We start from the raw sequence: 15,872 nt of genomic DNA on the forward strand, positions 1-15,872 counted from the left end.
TTTTGCTATACTTTCTCCGATTGCTCGTTTTTAAGCGAGAATTTACTCATTGAGGAAAAAAAGTGCGCGAATCGTTATCTTTACTCCTTATCGAAGATGATGTCTCTTTGAATGAAGAGTTAGGCATCTTTTTAAGCGATTTTTTTGATACGATAGATTCATGCGGTTCTGCGGAAGAAGCGTATGCCAAATACCTTACGTCTTCTTACGATCTTGTTATAACAGATATTCAACTTCCCAATCAAAACGGTCTTTCTTTAGTCGAAAAGATTAAGAAAAAAAATCCTTCACAGATGGTCATTGTTATCTCGGCGTATAAAGAGGTGGACTATTTTCTCAAAAGCATTGATTTGGGGATTTATAGCTTTCTCACCAAGCCGTTTGATTCTCAGCTTCTTATCAATACGATGATCAAAGCGACAAATCAGCTTCGTAATCAGAAAAGTAAACCGGATTCTTCGCTGGTTTATCTGCATGAAGGAGTAAGTTTTGACATGAAAACAAAAGCTTTACATGTCAATGAAATGCAACAAGAATTGACAACGAAAGAAGAGCTTTTACTCTATATCTTAGTCAAAAATGCCAATACCTTTGTACGCAATGAACAGCTTGCTCAAACAATCTGGCAAAGTGATGAAGTGAACAACTCAACCCTTAGAGCTTTAGTTAAGCGACTGCGCGATAAACTTGGGTATGATGAATGTATCATTAACCTCAAAAATCGAGGGTATAAACTTACTGCACATCTTTCATAGGTAATTCTAAAGGAACATTGAAAAAATAGCCTTGAGAGTAATCGACACCCAATTGTCTAACCATCTCAAACTCCTCTTTTGTCGAAACATACTCCGCAACGACTTGTATCCCCATTTTTTTAGCCATTAACGCAATGGATTCTACGATGTCTTGATTACGAGGATTGGTGTCAATGCCTTTGATAAACTGTCCATCAATTTTAATAAAATCCACACCCAGATTTTCCAAGCGATTAAAATTGGAGCGGTCACTTCCAAAATCATCAAGGGCAAGAAGATAACCCATATCTTTAAGTACTTGCAAGTTAAGCAGTGGGAGGTGGTTGATGTCGCTGATGATGATATCTTCCAAAATCTCAAATGTGACCAATGCAGGATCAATCTGGTAAAGCTTTTGCTTTGCGATCAAAAAGTCAAGAAAGGTTTGATTGAGCAGATCCTCGTTGGTAATGTTCAGTGAAAATGCAACATTTTGTCCGGAAAAGATTTTAAACGATTTATTGATCATAATGCGTGTTAGATTGCTCATAAGTCCACTACGTCTCGCCGCTTCCAAAAAATGAGAAGGAGAGATGATCTCACCATCATCTTCAATACGTGCCAAGCACTCATATTTGGTAATTTTTTGCGTCACATTATCGACAATAGGTTGAAAATAGGGCACAACACGGTCTTCTTCGAGTGCAATGCGAAACTTTTGAATCCACGTGGTTTCGATTGTGGTGCGTTTGAGAAAAATATCTTGGGTGTTGTAGATGTTGTATTGATTAGGAATACCGCGCATACGAGCTTCACGTAGCGCAATACGTGCATTTGGCAATAACGAAGCTGGTGAATTAGAGGTTGCAATGCCGCATGAGAGTGTAATGTAAACGGGTTTCTCTTTGTCTTCACCAATAGGTGTTTCTCTAAAAAATGCTTGTATTTGAATCGCGACAAACTCTGGATTGATGATCTGTGGATCGAAAATAATGACAAACTCATCAGAATTATAACGGTAGAGATGAACATCTTGTGAGAGATTGTACTGTAAATATTCACCGACTTTAAAGAGCGCTTCATCGGCAAATTCTGCGCCATACGTTTGGTTGATAAAGCTGAAATTATCGATGTTGTAAAGCATAATGGTCAGTTGATGATCTTGTTGAAAATTGTCTAAGAAGTGATAGAGCATCGTAGCATTCTGAAGTTTAGTCACTTTGTCTACGGTTAAAAATTCATGTACGATCTGAGAGTTTTGTGCAAGTTGTAGACTCTGCTCTTCTAATGTTCTCTGTAATATCTCTTGCTCTTGCGCTTTTTCTTTACGCGTTTTCACTAAAGAGGCGACTTTATAAAGTGTTTCAATGAGCTGATCAAAGTCGATAGGTTTTAAGATATATCCATTGATGTTGTTGCGGATACTCTCTAAAAAGTATTCTGTTTCATTGTGCGCTGAAACAACGATGATCGGCTGTTTTGGATTGATGGCTTGAATGCTTCTAATCAGATCCATACCATTCATGTGTGGCATATTAAGGTCGGTGATGATGATATCGTAACCATTTTCTTTTTCATTATAGAGCTTTAATGCCTCTACACCATCGGTTGCTTCATCGATCTCGGCGAAGAGATCAAGCAGAAGTGCTACGGTGTTTTCTCGCAATACCACATCATCTTCGACGTATAAAATACGCAAAGTTGAGGTAATGTCGACTAGATCTTTAAGGCTAATTTGCACTGTATTCTCCACGAATTTTAATTATAAATTTTGCACCTTGTGGTGTATTGATAACATGTAAAGAGCCATGACAGTGCTCTTCGATAATTGTTTTGGACATATAGAGTCCCAGACCTGTACCATTTTTTTCTATTTTTGTAGAAAAATAGGGGTCAAATATTTTTGGAATATTTGCCTCAGGAATACCACCTGCATTATCCTCAATCTCGATCACAAAGAGGGCATTTTCTTCATACGCATTGATCCATATAGTACCATCTTCTAACTTTTTTTCAAGTATGGCATCTTGTGCATTTTTTAAAATATTGATTAAAACTTGCATCACTTGGGTCTCATACGTAATGAGTTCACTTTTAGAACTATTATTTACATGTAACGTTATCTTATGCACATCCAAACTCTTGCCAATGATTTTGATCGCTTTATCAATAATGGTAGATAGTAAACTTTTTTCACAGTGCTGTTCAGGCCTAAAAAAGTTCCTAAAATCATCAATGGTGCATGTTAAAAATTGGATGTAATTTTCGATTTTACCAATGGCATTGTTTAAAAACTCCTCTTGGTCAATTCTTCCTTGCTCACTTTTTAAGTCAAATTTTTTAAGACTTTGTTTGAGCTTGATACTTGCCGTCACCGTAGAGATAGAGCCAAGCGGTTGACGCCATTGGTGTGCAATCATGCTGATCATTTCGCCCATCTGCGCGAGTCTTGATTGGTAAAGCATCATTTTTTGGGTTTCCATATTTTCGATGACGCCCTCTTTGATTTTTTTATCCATAGAGTCGTACAGCTCTTGCAACTCATGGCTCATGGCGGTAAAGTTGTCTAAAAGTGTGTTGATCTCTAAGATATTGGAGCGAGCTATTTTGGTTGCGATAAGCTTATCTTTAAACTGTTTAGTTGCCTCAATAAGATCGTACAGAGGCGAGAGGATCTGGGTTGAGAATTTCTCAGCACGAGAAAGCAGTACAAAGAGGAAAACAAGGTAGAACAGAGCCATCAAACCAAGTGCAAAGTAGCCTATTTTATCGGTTTTTGCTTTCAGTTTTGTGCTATTGGCAAGCAATGAATCTTGATCAAGCAAGAGAATAAATTTCCAATTGGTTTGGGGAATTGTATTTTGCGTAATGATAAAATCACTCCCTTTACCATGAAATTCAGAAAGACTGTTATTTTCTTGAACGATACGGCCAAGTGTCATTGCAAGTGCATTGGTTTTATTGGTAAAAAGATTGAAGTCTTGCGGTTTGCTAATGGTATTGGCTATAGGCGCACTATAGGTATGCGATTTAAGCTCTTTAATGCCAAGATGAATTTCGAGTGCTTCATTCATTCCCAAAATTTGCCCCTCTTCATTGACAAGCATCGCCATTGAAGTGTAGGGAAGTTTAATGGAGAGAATATTGTTGATGAGTTGATCTATCGTAACATCAATGCCTACAACGCCCTCTAAGAAGTCTCCTTTGTACACAGGTGCAATGGCACTGATCATCCATCCAAGCCCCGCTGGGTCTAGGTAGGCACTTGTCCAAACCACTTTTTTTGAAGGGTTGTGTATTTTATCGGCTAGGTAGTAAAAATTAAATGTTGGAATGTCCATGTCATGGGTGTATTGACTTAAAGCATCTGGCATAAAAGGGCAGAGTCTGTTCATGGAGTCATAGGAGTTAAAATAGACCTGCGCAATGTTTTCATTGGTCTTTAAAACAGCATTATAAAACGTATCGAGCTTTTCAGTGGCAATGGCTTTTGCAAGGCGATTTTGGCTTCCTTTTTGAACATCAGAGAAAAAGAGGGTACATGAGTCATCGTGTTTTTTTGTATTGGTGATGACACCGTTATTCATAAGGGTATACGTACTATCTTTGGTGTTTACATGTAAAGGATCAAAAGAGGTAAAAAAGTTTTCATGCTCTTTTTGAAACAAGAGGGTAATGTTTGAAATCGTTTTAAATTCATTATTGATAATGGTAGCCGAACGATTGCTAATCTCTTGAATATGTACCTTTGTCTCTTCAATGAGAGCATTTTTAGTGGTTTCATTCACATAAGAATTACTCCAAAAATACGCCCAAAGCAACATCACTTCAATAAGAATTAAAGGGAAAATGATTGATTTTAAATACTCTTTTTTGATGAGTTTTGAGAGCGTATTTTGTATCATCTGCTTATCCTTCTTTTAGCTTGATAATGAATTTTGCTCCAGCTGGACTGTTGGTTGCTATTATTTCGCCTCCACAATGCTCTTCAATGATGGTTTTTGACATATACAGACCTAGTCCTGTGCCATTTTTTTCCTGTTTAGTTGAAAAATAGGGTTCAAAAACATGTGGCAATACAGACTTAGGAATACCTCCAGCATTATCTTCAATACAAATAGTCTGCCATATTCCTTCAGATCCAATAGTAATGGTAATATGAGGATTGGGTGTCTCTCGCTCTTTGATGACATCTTCTGCATTTTTGAGAATATTAAGAATGACTTGCGTGACTTCGTTGGCATACGTAAAAATTTCATTGGTAGCATGTGTTTCGATGCTAATGGTAATGCCATTAATCTCTAAAGCTTTACCAATGATCTCTAAAGTACGGTTGACCAACTGCGAGAGTGTGACGCTCTCCTTTTGTTTGTTGGGTTTGAAAAAATTGCGAAAGTCATCAATGGTGTGGGTCAGAAATTGGACATAAGATTCGATCTTGCTCATCGCTTCATTCAAAAAGAGTTTGCTCGCCTCTTGTCCCTCAGGCGTTGAGTAGTCAAAGCGGTTTAGTGTGATTTTGAGTTTGATAGACGCTGCAACTGCAGAGACAGAGCCCAAAGGTTGGCGCCATTGATGCGCAATCATACTGATCATCTCACCCATCTGCGCAAGACGAGATTGTTGTAAGATATGCTTATCTTTTTCTCTATTTTTGGCAACTTCTTCTTCGATGCGGCGTTCAAGTGTTTGGTTGATTTCAATGAGTTCTAAATGGTTTTGACATGCCCGTACCGCATTTTCAAGTTTTGCATGAAATGAGGAAATGATGGCTTTGATAAGTTCAAGTTCAACGATCGTCGCCTCAAAAACAAATACGATCCAATCTTCTCCCATCTTTACATGTAAAAGGTGCTTACCACTTGGAGCATCGAAAGTGATCATCTCATCATACATGTTTGCCGAAGGGGTGACAAAGAGATCACTAAATGCTTTTTTACCATGTAAACAGATCTGCTTATATGTTTGAGTGCGTTTGTTATATTCCCAATATACAGACGCAAGAGCGCCTGTTTTGCGTGAAAAGACTTTCAAAAAATGTTTGACCATCTCTTCGAGTTGAAGTGATGTTCCTATTGCACTAACACATTCAAAAGTAATTAAAAGTTGTTCATTGAGTTGCTGCATCAAATGCCTCCTGCGACACACATTTGCTAAAAGAAAATCATTGATTTTGCATCAGAGTAAGATACCATAAAGATGCTGATACCCGCAAATCATTCAAAATTAAAGTGTGCCTACAACACATGTGTTATTATAAAATTCGATGCCTTCTTGATTGGCATTAGCTATTTCACCTAGGCTTAACATCCCCCAAATCATCGTCTCTTTTGGGTAGGGCTTTGCAATGGCTTTAACCTCTTGTTTAAACTCATTATCTAAAAAGCAAAAACGTGAAATACAATCAACGAGTAATACCGATGAAATGCGTTCTTCTTCAATGCCATCACGGGAAATGTATGCTGCTTCTTGAGCGGCTTTGATGAGGTCTTCTTTTTCGCCTTTTAAGATCGATAAAACAGAGTTTGAGTCTAATTTACCGACTAAAACGATATTCTTGCCATCTGTGGTAACAGGTTCGCGGACAATAAAGTCTCTATTATAACGCACAATTCCCAGTGGATAACGTTGAGAAATCTTGAAAAACGGTGTGTTTTCAAAGCGCAAATCGCTATCTTTCTCAATCGCTTCTTTATAGATGCTAAAGGCATCTTTAAAGTTGATTTTTTCGACAACATTTTCATGACAATTCGTAGCAATAAACGGACCTACAAGAGATTTCCATCCATGCTTAACACCAATACCTATGGAACTTGTAGAGGTAATAATAATGGCAGAATTCATATAAAAACGGTACATATCAAACATAATAGGCTCTTGGATAAGATTTGATGTCCCCGCTCCTCCACCTATAAGTTTTGCCTTTGCTGGTAATTGAGAGTAAAATTCCTCTAAAAAGTCATCAATTTGTGTTGAAAATGCATCGACGATAGTGAAGATAGAGTTTGTATCGGGCGATGGAATAAATTGGCGTGGGGTATCCATATCGACAATTTGCATTGAAGTTGTGGGGCTGAGTTTTGCCGCAACAATGCCTTTTTCATACGTTTTACCTTTGAAAATAACCCTTGGGAAAATGGCTCCACACATAGATACATCTTGATGTTTTGGAATATCTAAAAATGGAGTTTCTTCCGCAATGAGGAGTAAATAAGAACCTTTTTCAAGCTTTTTGTTCAAATCCTCAATGCGCTTAAAAAAAGAGATACGTTCAAACATCGTCTTCTCCCAGATTTTGTTATGAGAATTTTATACTACAAGTGTGACAAACGCGTTGTAAAAATAAATACAACTCCTTTGCAACACTTGCACGTTATGATTTTATTAACTAATCAAAGGTGAAGGATGTGTATCGATGGAAGAGATGCAACAACATTATATTAATACGCTGAATTATGCAGGGCATGGCGTATGGGACTGGAATACTATAACCAATGAGATCTTTTTTTCGCACCAATGGAAAAAAATGCTAGGTTATGAGCCAGAAGAGATTGCCAATAACCTAGAAGAGTGGCGCTCACGCATCCATCCTGATGATTTTAACCAATGCCTCAATGAGCTTGCCGCTTTATTTAGTGGGCAGAATGAACGTTACCGTAATGAACATCGTATGCTTTGCAAAGATGGAACATATCGGTGGGTGCTTGATCAAGGAAGTATCGTAGAGAAAAATGTAGATGGTATTCCTGTGCGTATCATTGGAACTTACACAGACATCGATGATCTAAGACGTGCTCTAGAAGAAAAAAACAGTTAAGTTTTAATCAACGCTTCACATGTAGCTTTTGAAGCTTCAATGAGCGCATTAGGCGCAAGGCAGAGTTGTACACCTCTAAGACCTGCACTTACATAAACTTTTGTATGCTCATGAATTGAGCTGTCGATGAAAGTAGGATAAACTTTTTTCATAGCCAGTGGCGAACAACCACCTCTGATATACCCCGTAAGTCCCAAAAGCTCTTTTACTGCAACTAACTCACAGCGTTTTACTTTGGCAACTCTGGCTAAGGCTTTTAGGTCGATTTCTGCTTCGGCTGGAATGCATGCAACAACGATATGCTTGGCATCGTCGCGTGCTACAAGTGTTTTAAAAACACATTTTGGATCAACGCCCAATGCTGCTGCGGCATGTGTCGCACTAAGATCTTCCTCATCCACTTCATACGAAGTCATCTCATAAGGAAGTTTTAACGTATCTAAAAAACGTGCTGCATTGGTTTTTTTTAGGCTCATTTCTCGACCTTTTTATAGGTCGTTTTGACGCCTAAGAGATTGGTTTCGATGGTCTTATCGCCCGTGATGTAAAACGTAATGCCTGTGTTTGTTGCTGGGTCTATGACATTGATTTTGGTAGGATCGATGTCGTACTTCACCATCGTTGTAATATTAAGCGCTTGGATTTTGTCTTTAGTAAACTCAATGTCACCGACAGGTAAAAAGATATTTTTTCCTGTCGGTCGCCATTTCCCAATGAGAGGATTGGGTGTTTCACGTAAGGCAAAAACTAAAATAACAGATCCTATGAGTGCCGTAGCAATACCGAGAACAATTTTGGGATGGTGTTTTGGATTCCAGTCGCGCTCTTTCATACATTGGCGCATTTTTTCTAAAACAGATTCTCTTGTAGCCGCTTGGTGCACTTCAACACGTGGCTCTTGATACACTTTTTGTGATTCATACGCATTTTCTTCTTCAAGTTGACGGAAAAACTCATCTTCATCTTCTTGATTTAAAGGGTCTTTGAGGACTTTCTTTTTATTTTTTTGGAGTTTGTCAGGGTCCATATAATCAAGCGTTTCATCTTCTTTGACTTCAAAAAATTTCATAAATTTAGAAAACATTGTTTGCCTTGTGTATTAATCTCTGTGTGGAAAAATTATAACATGAGATTCTTTTAAGGACGATGAGGGCGCGAAAAATCTTTACATGTAAAAGAAGGAGCAGGCTTTTAAATGCTATAATAATGGTAGAGCAATAAAATCCTGTAAAAGAGAACCTATCAAAACAAAACCCATAAAACCAAAATCAGCAACTAAAAAAGTAGCACCAAGAGCACGAAGAGCTACGGCACAGAAGAGTCCTAAACGTTCCTCATTGCTTTTAAATCTCTTAGCAAGCGCTCTTGTTATTTTTTTTGTAGCGTTTGGCATTAAATACGCCATAGACCATACGATCAATTACAATCCATTGCTTGGAAAGTGGAGGGCACAAACCGCTTTAGGGATTATGGAAATAGAGTTTGACCGTAGTAGCATCTCCTCTTTTGGCACCAAAAATCCTGTAACGTATGATGTTTCAGAAAACAAAGTCATTGTGATTGATGATACCATCAAAGTAGGTAATACCTATAAAATTGTTGATGAAAATACCATTTCAACAGAAATAGGTGGATTTAAAACCGTTTATAAACGGGTGAAGTGATATAATGGTCTGTTTTAAAAGAGTCGACATAGGAAGTGATTGACTTCAAACTAAAATCCTAAGAGACAATTTGTATTTATACGAAAAACAAGGCCTTTACAATGTTCCATAAAGAAAATAACACGCTCGACCTACTCGAACAATTCTCCCAAAATACTCAAAAAACGAATCATGCCGAAGATGATAAAAATAAAATCATGTTTCGAGAATTAGGGCAATTTATATCCAAAACGGATAAACGAGGAAGCAAGAGTAGTTTTGGTATAAGCACTTTGATTTGGTATGCAATCATTGCTGGTATTCTCTTTTTTGCATTCAGAGAAATATTTTTTCTCAACCAAATCAATAATTTCTCAGATGTTATCTCGACAATCAATAAAGTGATTGTCGAGGGAACCAATACAGTAACGGAAACAATAACAGAAATACAAAAAGCCGCCAATAAAGCTTCTCAAAATGCAAGTAATCAAAAAGAAGAGAGATAATCGTCGATAAAAAAAGCCTTTCTATCGACGTAAGTGGTTATTATAACTGAGGTAGAGTTTTTTATGGAACAGGTTGTATAACCACACTAAATGGCATGTTGTTGTGTTTTTGACTGGATTCTCCATGTATTGTAAAAGTGTTGTGAAGCTCGTCAAATTTATACTCTTGATAACGTTGTGAAAATCCCGTGTGGTACTTATGCGAATCGAACTCACCAATGGTAATGGTGTCAACGTATTCTGGATTGTTCATATAAAACGTAACGGTAGCGATGGAAGATTCTACAAGGTCATGGTTAATGTAGTAATTGACTAAAAATTTCTCTTTTCCAACACCTAAATCATAAGTTATTTCATTTTTATCTAAAAATGCCTTCATCATTGCATTTGCTGTGTCGCCCATTCAATCCCTTTTAACTTCATATTCTACAATTTTATATTTTCTCATTTGTATTTTATCTTAAAGATGATGATTAAGGTATGACATTTCAGAAACGATCAAAACTAAGTCGCTCATACGTGTGCATAAAGCTTTAACCAAATCTAGTTTGCTATCGACACCATTTATTCATCGCATCAAAATTGATTGCCCAAAGACCTTTTTTCGCTTCTTTGGCACTTTTCAAATCTTTTTCAAGTTCGCCAGGGTAGGCAACTTTTTTATAGATGCACGCGTAACCATCTTTAATGATTTGAGATGAATAGTCTACTCCATCCTTACTTACGGTTGCTAGCATGCGTCCTGATTGATCTTTTTTGTCTGAGTCAACGACAACTTTGTCACCTTTTTTAAAAAACTTGGAAGCATACTCACTTGCCAATTTTCCTAATTCTTGTTCATCTTTAGCCAAGATACCCGCTCTCTTGGCATCTTTTTCAAGCTTTGTACCACTGTTTTTTAGAGGTGTTTGTATGTAGAGCACTCTAACTTTTTCTTCTTTTTTATCTATCATTATATGAAAGACTTCGCCATCGGTGACTTTGGTTACGATTCCCGTACTTTCTGCTGCAAAAAGAGGTAGGGTTGAGAGCATAGAAGCAATGACCAATTTTCTAAACATGCTATTCCTTTTGAAGGGTTGTTTTTTTCTTAAGCGGATTATAGCATTTTGGTACAAAGCTTGTGTTTTGAAAAGAAGAAATCGATAAAAAAGTTAAATTGACTTTAGAAGTTTTATTTGTGGAAGTTAAGTAAATGAAGAAAAATGGTTGCGGGAGCCGGACTTGAACCAGCGACCTTCGGGTTATGAGCCCGACGAGCTACCAACTGCTCTATCCCGCGACGGAAGATGTAAAAGGTGGATGGGGTAAAGGGATTCGAACCCCTGAATGACTGGACCAAAACCAGTTGCCTTACCGCTTGGCTATACCCCAATGCCTTTAACGAGGTGAAATTATAGTCACTTTTAATTTGTTTGTCAAGGGGAATTTACTATAATCAATGAAATAATTTTTTGGAGCGAAAATGCCGATACAAAGAGTCAAACAAGCGATAGAAGATATCAAGCATGGCAAGATGGTAATGATGGTGGACGATGAAGATAGGGAGAACGAGGGAGACCTTGTTTACGCTGCAACATTTTCAACTCCTGAGAAAGTTAACTTTATGGCTTCAGAGGCCAAAGGCTTGATTTGTGCTCCTGTCACCGAAGAGATTGCAAACCGTTTGGGACTCAATCCCATGGTGAAAAACAATGACTCTCAGCATGAGACAGCCTTCACCGTTTCAGTGGATGCACGTGTATGTACGACGGGTATTTCGGCTTATGAGCGTGACATTACGATCAAAATTCTTGCAGACTCACTCTCTCAACCTTCTGAGCTTGTAAAACCAGGTCATATCTTCCCGCTAATAGCGCGTAAAGGAGGAACACTTGTTCGTACTGGGCACACAGAGGGGTCGGTTGATCTTTGCCGTTTAGCAGGGCTTTGTGAAGTTGCAGTCATCTGTGAAGTCATGAAAGAAGATGGACACATGGCACGTCGTGATGATCTTGATCTTTTTTGTAAAAAACACAACATTAATATTGTGTATATTTCTGATATTGTGGCGTATCGCATGCAGTCTGAATCATTGGTGCGTGAAATTTTTTCTTCCAATGTTCAGTTCTTTGGCGCGCAAACACGTAAGATTGATATGGTAGACCACGAAGGCAATCACCACATCGTCTATGCTTTTGGCGAGATTGGCAAAACAAGTGCCGTGAAGTTTCACCATATTTTGCCAGATAATGAGCTTTTTGCTGATGAACAAAAGTACCAAGGTATTTTAAAAGCGATTGAGTATCTTAAAAAGAACAATGGTGTTTTCATCTTTGTCGATAGCGAATACAGCACAAACCAAGAATTACGTGAGTTTGGCATTGGGGCTCAAATTCTTAAAAAGCTGGGTATTGAAAATATTGATCTTATTTCGATTACAAAACATAAAGATTATGTTGGTCTTTCAGGCTTTGGGCTCAATATCAATCAAGAGATCGTTCTATAATCTTTACATGTAAAGGGGTGTGAATGGATTTTTTTCTTCTTTCATCACTCGTACTTTTAGCTGTGACTGCCATTATGGTGACCATCTCCAAACATATAGGGCTTGGCTCCATCTTGGGGTTGCTTATTGCTGGAATTATTGTAGGACCTCACACCCCAGGTCCTATCGTGACAAGCGAAGTGGAGAATCTACGCCATTTTACTGAATTTGGTGTGGTGTTACTGCTCTTTGTCATCGGTCTTGAGATGCAACCTTCCAAGCTTTGGTCGATGCGAAAAGAGGTTTTTGGCTTAGGCTCACTTCAAGTCATCGCCTCTGGCATTGTGCTGGGGCTTTATATGAATTTTTTTGTTGATCGTTTCAGTGTCGCAATGCTTTTAGGCTTCACGCTGGCTCTTTCTTCTACCGCGTTTGTTATGCAATTGTTACAAGAAAAAGGGGAGGTTGCCAGCGAGCATGGTAAAAGTGCTTTTGCGATTTTGCTCCTGCAAGATTTGGCGGTTGTTCCTCTTTTAGCCACGCTTCCTTGGCTTGCTCAAAGCCAAGAAAATACGCAGAGTTCATGGATAGAAAGCATTGTAATGGTCATCTCAATGGTCGCATTGCTGATTGTTTTTGGACGTTATATTATTCCTAAAGCACTCGACAAAGTGGCAAAACAGCGCAATAAAGATGCCTTTTTACTTTTGACGTTACTGAGTGTTGTGCTCTCCGCATATTTGATGGATCATGCAGGGCTTTCAATGGCTCTGGGTGCGTTTTTGATGGGTATGTTTCTCTCCACTTCACGCTATAGCTATCAAATCGAGTCTAGTTTGGAGCCTTTTAAAGGCATCTTGATGAGTCTCTTTTTTATCGCCGTTGGCATGTCCATTGATTTTAAAGCTATTATGAATGATCCATTGGTTTTTTCTGAGCATGTGGTCATGATTTTGGTGCTAAAAGCGGTTGTTATTTTTGGGTTGATGCTTGCCTTTGGTGCTTCAAAAAGTAATGCCATCAGATTGGCATTTTTGCTTAACCAAAGTGGCGAGTTTGGTTTTGTTCTTTTTGGCGCGGCTAAAGCGCTTGGAATTATCGACGATCAGCTCTTTGTTGTTGGCATTGGTGTTATTTCTATTAGTATGTTGGTAACGCCTGTGCTTTACAATTTTGGGTGTAAACTGGCTCATAAACTTACCAATGCCTCACCTTTTTCATACCTCCATGCTGATGAAGAGAGTGAACAAAAAGTGGTTATAGCTGGGTATGGCAATACGGGTAAAGTGATTGCAAAGATGCTTAAAAACAGCTCCATCCCGTTTATGGTTTTTGATGTAAACCCTACCGAAGTCGCCATCGGGCGCAATGAGGGCTTACCTGTTTTTTTCGGCGACATCACGGATTTAAAGCTACTCAACACCATCAAGCTGGAACAAGCTTCGATGATCATCGTTTCAATTGACCACAGTTTAAATGCCATCAAGGTTGTGAAGCACATTAAGGAGTACTATCCGCACATTAAGATTTTAGCACGTGCTTTAGACATCAAAGCGATGGATAAGCTTCTTTTAGCAGGGGCTAACTGGGTGATTGCTGAGACGCTTGAGAGTAGTATTCGAACAGGAGCAGAAGCGCTGAGTCTTATGGGATCTTCACCTGAGGAGATTCATACGCTTTTAGAGGCTCTACGAAAAAACGAGTATGAGCTGATCCGTGAAATGACTAAGGGCTAAATAATGTTTACATGTAAAGATAGAAAGGAGCGTAGAATGCGTCGTTTGTCGGCTACTTTGAGCACTTTGCTCGCTGTGAGCATGATGGTAGGTTGTGCGGCATCCTCATCTCAAGATAATCAAACAGAAGCGATGAGTGTCGATGTTAACCAAACTGGCGCTGTCGACATTGCTTCAGAGGTAAGGTTACAAGAAGTGTACTGGAGACTGATAGGGGTAGAGGGTAAAGCGGTTCTTCAAAATGCCAATGAGCGCGAAGCCTACATCATTTTAAAATTGGAAAAACAGCGACTCCAAGGCTTTGGTGGATGCAATATTTTAATGGGAAGTTACGATATAAGCGAAGCGGAACACAAAGTACACTTTTCGCGTGTTGCTTCAACCATGATGGCATGTCCTCGCTTGTCTGACGAGTCTGCTTTTTTAAAAGTATTGGAGCGCGTTGAGCATTATCGTATTCAAGATGGTGTTTTACTGCTTCAAAAAGAGGGTAAAACGATGGCGACATTTGAAGCGGTTTATCAGCCTTGAGAAGGCACTTTCTTCGTGCAACACGCTTTACGCATTTCTAAAAGGCTTTTGGTGTGCGAGCCAAGCCCTTCAAACGCATTTTGAGATTCTAAGAGATCGTATTCTGCGAGAAAAAGTAGGTCTTCCATAATCTTTTGAAGTGCCATAATTTCCACCAGTTGGTCTTTTAAAACGCTTTGATACTCTTCATTCGAACGCTCTTTTCGCAAAGCTATTTCGATTTCGCCTCGCATGATGGTTAGGGGTGTGCGTAGTTCATGTGAAGCATTGGTATTGAACTGTTTCATCGTCATGAACGACTCTTGCAGTCTCTCAAGCATTGCATTAAATGCGTGCGCCAGTTCGTTAATCTCATCGTTGCAAGGACGTTTTTGGATGCGCAATGAGAGGTCTTTGTACGTAATCGCTTGAATGTCTTTAAGCATCTCTTTGAGAGGTTTAAAATACCGACTCATCAAAAAATAACCACCAATACTCGATAAAATTAAGATAAATGGGTCTAGTATCCACATTCGGGTCAAAAAGTGCTCTATTGCTTCATGGGTTTGAAGCGTACTGTAGAGATTTTCACGCAGGTTGTTCTCGACATAGACATACAAGGCATAGTTGAAGCTGGCTAAAACAAGCGTCTGAACGAGCAGATACCACAACAGTAATTTCACTTTAATGCTTGACATTTTGTCCCTTTGTTAACCTGATAATAACCACTTCACTGGGAGCATGGAAACGAAAATTAAAGCCCCAACTGCCATACCCTGTGGTCACAAAGATTTGCGTTTTACCCTGCTGATGCAAACCATGAAGATAGGGCTGAAAAAGCCTGACGATATAGCCAAAAGGGTAAATTTGCCCACCGTGCGTATGCCCACTGAGTTGTAAGTCTATGGGGAAATTTTTGGCAAAACGGATGTCTTTAGGTTGATGGGCAAGTAATATGGCAGGCACGTCGGGATTGAGGTTTGAGAAAAGTTCTTTTTCATGGCGTTTGATGCCAAAATATTGACTAAACGCATCGCTAAGACCGACAAGTTGTAGCGCTTCACTACCTCGATGGAGCGTAATAATGCGGTTGTCTAAAAGTATAAATCCAAGCGCTTCAACCTCTTTTGCAAGTGTTTTACATGTAAAAGTAAGGTCGTGATTGCCACTGACAAAATAGACAGGATGTTTGATCTTTTTGAGAATTTCAAGGTGCGCTTTGATGTATTTGACGTTTGTATCGAAAAGGTCGCCCGTGAGGGCAACCATATCAATCTCAAGATCGTTGATTTTCTTCACTAAGTGTTCAAGCGCATGAAGTGGTGTTTTTGCGTTTACATGTAAATCGCTTAGATGCACCATTGTAAAGTTTTCAAAGGATGAAGGTAGTCTTTCTATCTCGACAAACATCCTTTTAAAATTGAGCTTTTCATACGCCTTTTCAAACATCATGAACTAC

17 protein-coding genes and 2 tRNA genes are annotated in these 15,872 nt (G+C 38.8%); 7 read left to right on the forward strand and 12 right to left on the reverse strand.

Translation table 11 applies throughout. The annotated features are described in order from the left end of the window. The first annotated feature begins 62 nt into the window (after nt 1-62). Nucleotides 63-755: a response regulator transcription factor gene (locus tag N0B29_RS04890; RefSeq protein ID WP_263832589.1), complete on the forward strand. Its 693-nt coding sequence runs from the start codon at nt 63-65 to the stop codon at nt 753-755. Here N0B29_RS04890 and N0B29_RS04895 read toward each other — a convergent pair. From N0B29_RS04895 to N0B29_RS04910, 4 genes are all read right to left on the reverse strand, one after another. Next, nucleotides 736-2,475: an EAL domain-containing protein gene (locus N0B29_RS04895; protein WP_263832590.1), complete on the reverse strand. Its 1,740-nt coding sequence runs from the start codon at nt 2,473-2,475 to the stop codon at nt 736-738. The two genes, N0B29_RS04890 and N0B29_RS04895, sit on opposite strands and share 20 nt — an antisense overlap. Next, nucleotides 2,465-4,639, reverse strand: a complete 2,175-nt coding sequence (locus N0B29_RS04900; protein WP_263832591.1) for an ATP-binding response regulator — start codon at nt 4,637-4,639, stop codon at nt 2,465-2,467. Before N0B29_RS04900 ends, N0B29_RS04895 begins: the two co-directional genes overlap by 11 nt. A 4-nt stretch (nt 4,640-4,643) precedes the next feature. After that, nucleotides 4,644-5,861 carry a sensor histidine kinase gene (locus N0B29_RS04905; protein WP_263832592.1) on the reverse strand — a complete coding sequence of 406 codons (1,218 nt, stop codon included), beginning with the start codon at nt 5,859-5,861 and terminating at the stop codon, nt 4,644-4,646. A 99-nt stretch (nt 5,862-5,960) separates the two neighbouring features. Further along, nucleotides 5,961-7,013, reverse strand: coding sequence for an FIST signal transduction protein (locus N0B29_RS04910; protein WP_263832593.1), 1,053 nt, complete (start codon nt 7,011-7,013; stop codon nt 5,961-5,963). Nucleotides 7,014-7,149: 136 nt separating this feature from the next. On the opposite strand from N0B29_RS04910, the gene N0B29_RS04915 reads away from it, so the two are divergent. Then, nucleotides 7,150-7,551, forward strand: a complete 402-nt coding sequence (locus tag N0B29_RS04915) for a PAS domain-containing protein (RefSeq protein ID WP_263832594.1) — start codon at nt 7,150-7,152, stop codon at nt 7,549-7,551. Here the strand turns inward: N0B29_RS04915 and ybaK are convergent. Both ybaK and N0B29_RS04925 read right to left on the reverse strand, forming a co-directional pair. Further along, a complete protein-coding gene (gene ybaK / locus N0B29_RS04920; RefSeq protein ID WP_263832595.1) occupies nt 7,548-8,027 on the reverse strand; it encodes a Cys-tRNA(Pro) deacylase in 480 nt (159 codons plus the stop codon). The genes N0B29_RS04915 and ybaK overlap by 4 nt on opposite strands. After that, nucleotides 8,024-8,635, reverse strand: coding sequence for a hypothetical protein (locus N0B29_RS04925; protein ID WP_263832596.1), 612 nt, complete (start codon nt 8,633-8,635; stop codon nt 8,024-8,026). The genes ybaK and N0B29_RS04925 overlap by 4 nt, the downstream gene beginning before the upstream one ends. 253 nt (nt 8,636-8,888) lie before the next feature. Here N0B29_RS04925 and N0B29_RS04930 point away from each other — a divergent pair, with 253 nt between their 5' ends. Next, a complete protein-coding gene (locus tag N0B29_RS04930; protein WP_263832597.1) occupies nt 8,889-9,215 on the forward strand; it encodes a hypothetical protein in 327 nt (108 codons plus the stop codon). 101 nt (nt 9,216-9,316) lie between these two features. Then, the gene (locus N0B29_RS04935; RefSeq protein ID WP_263832598.1) at nt 9,317-9,700 is read left to right on the forward strand and encodes a hypothetical protein; all 384 of its coding nucleotides are present in this window, start codon (nt 9,317-9,319) and stop codon (nt 9,698-9,700) included. Nucleotides 9,701-9,761: 61 nt separating this feature from the next. Here N0B29_RS04935 and N0B29_RS04940 read toward each other — a convergent pair whose 3' ends face one another. From N0B29_RS04940 to N0B29_RS04955, 4 genes are all read right to left on the reverse strand, one after another. Further along, nucleotides 9,762-10,103, reverse strand: coding sequence for a hypothetical protein (locus tag N0B29_RS04940; RefSeq protein ID WP_263832599.1), 342 nt, complete (start codon nt 10,101-10,103; stop codon nt 9,762-9,764). A 148-nt stretch (nt 10,104-10,251) separates the two neighbouring features. After that, the gene (locus tag N0B29_RS04945) at nt 10,252-10,761 is read right to left on the reverse strand and encodes a thermonuclease family protein (protein ID WP_263832600.1); all 510 of its coding nucleotides are present in this window, start codon (nt 10,759-10,761) and stop codon (nt 10,252-10,254) included. Between the two features lie 145 nt (nt 10,762-10,906). Then, nucleotides 10,907-10,982: transfer RNA gene (locus N0B29_RS04950), tRNA-Met, on the reverse strand. 17 nt (nt 10,983-10,999) lie between these two features. Further along, a tRNA-Gln gene (locus tag N0B29_RS04955) sits at nt 11,000-11,074 on the reverse strand. A gap of 91 nt (nt 11,075-11,165) precedes the next feature. On the opposite strand from N0B29_RS04955, the gene N0B29_RS04960 reads away from it, so the two are divergent. From N0B29_RS04960 to N0B29_RS04970, 3 genes are read left to right on the forward strand one after another with little or no spacing between them, the layout of a single operon-like run. Further along, nucleotides 11,166-12,188 carry a bifunctional 3,4-dihydroxy-2-butanone 4-phosphate synthase/GTP cyclohydrolase II gene (locus tag N0B29_RS04960; protein ID WP_263832601.1) on the forward strand — a complete coding sequence of 341 codons (1,023 nt, stop codon included), beginning with the start codon at nt 11,166-11,168 and terminating at the stop codon, nt 12,186-12,188. 23 nt (nt 12,189-12,211) lie between these two features. After that, complete coding sequence (locus N0B29_RS04965) at nt 12,212-13,903, forward strand: monovalent cation:proton antiporter-2 (CPA2) family protein (RefSeq protein WP_263832602.1); 1,692 nt, start codon at nt 12,212-12,214, stop codon at nt 13,901-13,903. 36 nt (nt 13,904-13,939) lie between these two features. Beyond that, a complete protein-coding gene (locus tag N0B29_RS04970) occupies nt 13,940-14,434 on the forward strand; it encodes an META domain-containing protein (protein ID WP_263832603.1) in 495 nt (164 codons plus the stop codon). Here the strand turns inward: N0B29_RS04970 and N0B29_RS04975 are convergent. Both N0B29_RS04975 and N0B29_RS04980 read right to left on the reverse strand, forming a co-directional pair. Further along, nucleotides 14,425-15,111, reverse strand: coding sequence for a histidine kinase dimerization/phospho-acceptor domain-containing protein (locus N0B29_RS04975; RefSeq protein WP_263832604.1), 687 nt, complete (start codon nt 15,109-15,111; stop codon nt 14,425-14,427). The two genes, N0B29_RS04970 and N0B29_RS04975, sit on opposite strands and share 10 nt — an antisense overlap. Beyond that, on the reverse strand, nt 15,098-15,865 hold the full coding sequence (locus N0B29_RS04980; protein WP_263832605.1) for a metallophosphoesterase: 768 nt from the start codon (nt 15,863-15,865) through the stop codon (nt 15,098-15,100). The genes N0B29_RS04975 and N0B29_RS04980 overlap by 14 nt, the downstream gene beginning before the upstream one ends. Nucleotides 15,866-15,872 lie beyond the last annotated feature (7 nt).

It is taken from the genome of Sulfurospirillum oryzae (assembly GCF_025770725.1).
Lineage (GTDB): Bacteria > Campylobacterota > Campylobacteria > Campylobacterales > Sulfurospirillaceae > Sulfurospirillum > Sulfurospirillum oryzae.

Excerpts from the sequence above, each read along its gene's own strand:
- N0B29_RS04900 (WP_263832591.1), bottom strand. The coding sequence starts at position 4,639 with ATGATACAAAATACGCTCTCAAAACTCATCAAAAAAGAGTATTTAAAA.
- N0B29_RS04905 (WP_263832592.1), bottom strand. The coding sequence starts at position 5,861 with ATGCAGCAACTCAATGAACAACTTTTAATTACTTTTGAATGTGTTAGT.
- N0B29_RS04910 (WP_263832593.1), bottom strand. The coding sequence starts at position 7,013 with ATGTTTGAACGTATCTCTTTTTTTAAGCGCATTGAGGATTTGAACAAA.
- N0B29_RS04915 (WP_263832594.1), top strand. The coding sequence starts at position 7,150 with ATGGAAGAGATGCAACAACATTATATTAATACGCTGAATTATGCAGGG.
- ybaK (WP_263832595.1), bottom strand. The coding sequence starts at position 8,027 with ATGAGCCTAAAAAAAACCAATGCAGCACGTTTTTTAGATACGTTAAAA.
- N0B29_RS04925 (WP_263832596.1), bottom strand. The coding sequence starts at position 8,635 with ATGTTTTCTAAATTTATGAAATTTTTTGAAGTCAAAGAAGATGAAACG.
- N0B29_RS04935 (WP_263832598.1), top strand. The coding sequence starts at position 9,317 with ATGTTCCATAAAGAAAATAACACGCTCGACCTACTCGAACAATTCTCC.
- N0B29_RS04940 (WP_263832599.1), bottom strand. The coding sequence starts at position 10,103 with ATGGGCGACACAGCAAATGCAATGATGAAGGCATTTTTAGATAAAAAT.
- N0B29_RS04945 (WP_263832600.1), bottom strand. The coding sequence starts at position 10,761 with ATGTTTAGAAAATTGGTCATTGCTTCTATGCTCTCAACCCTACCTCTT.
- N0B29_RS04960 (WP_263832601.1), top strand. The coding sequence starts at position 11,166 with ATGCCGATACAAAGAGTCAAACAAGCGATAGAAGATATCAAGCATGGC.
- N0B29_RS04965 (WP_263832602.1), top strand. The coding sequence starts at position 12,212 with ATGGATTTTTTTCTTCTTTCATCACTCGTACTTTTAGCTGTGACTGCC.
- N0B29_RS04970 (WP_263832603.1), top strand. The coding sequence starts at position 13,940 with ATGCGTCGTTTGTCGGCTACTTTGAGCACTTTGCTCGCTGTGAGCATG.
- N0B29_RS04975 (WP_263832604.1), bottom strand. The coding sequence starts at position 15,111 with ATGTCAAGCATTAAAGTGAAATTACTGTTGTGGTATCTGCTCGTTCAG.
- N0B29_RS04980 (WP_263832605.1), bottom strand. The coding sequence starts at position 15,865 with ATGATGTTTGAAAAGGCGTATGAAAAGCTCAATTTTAAAAGGATGTTT.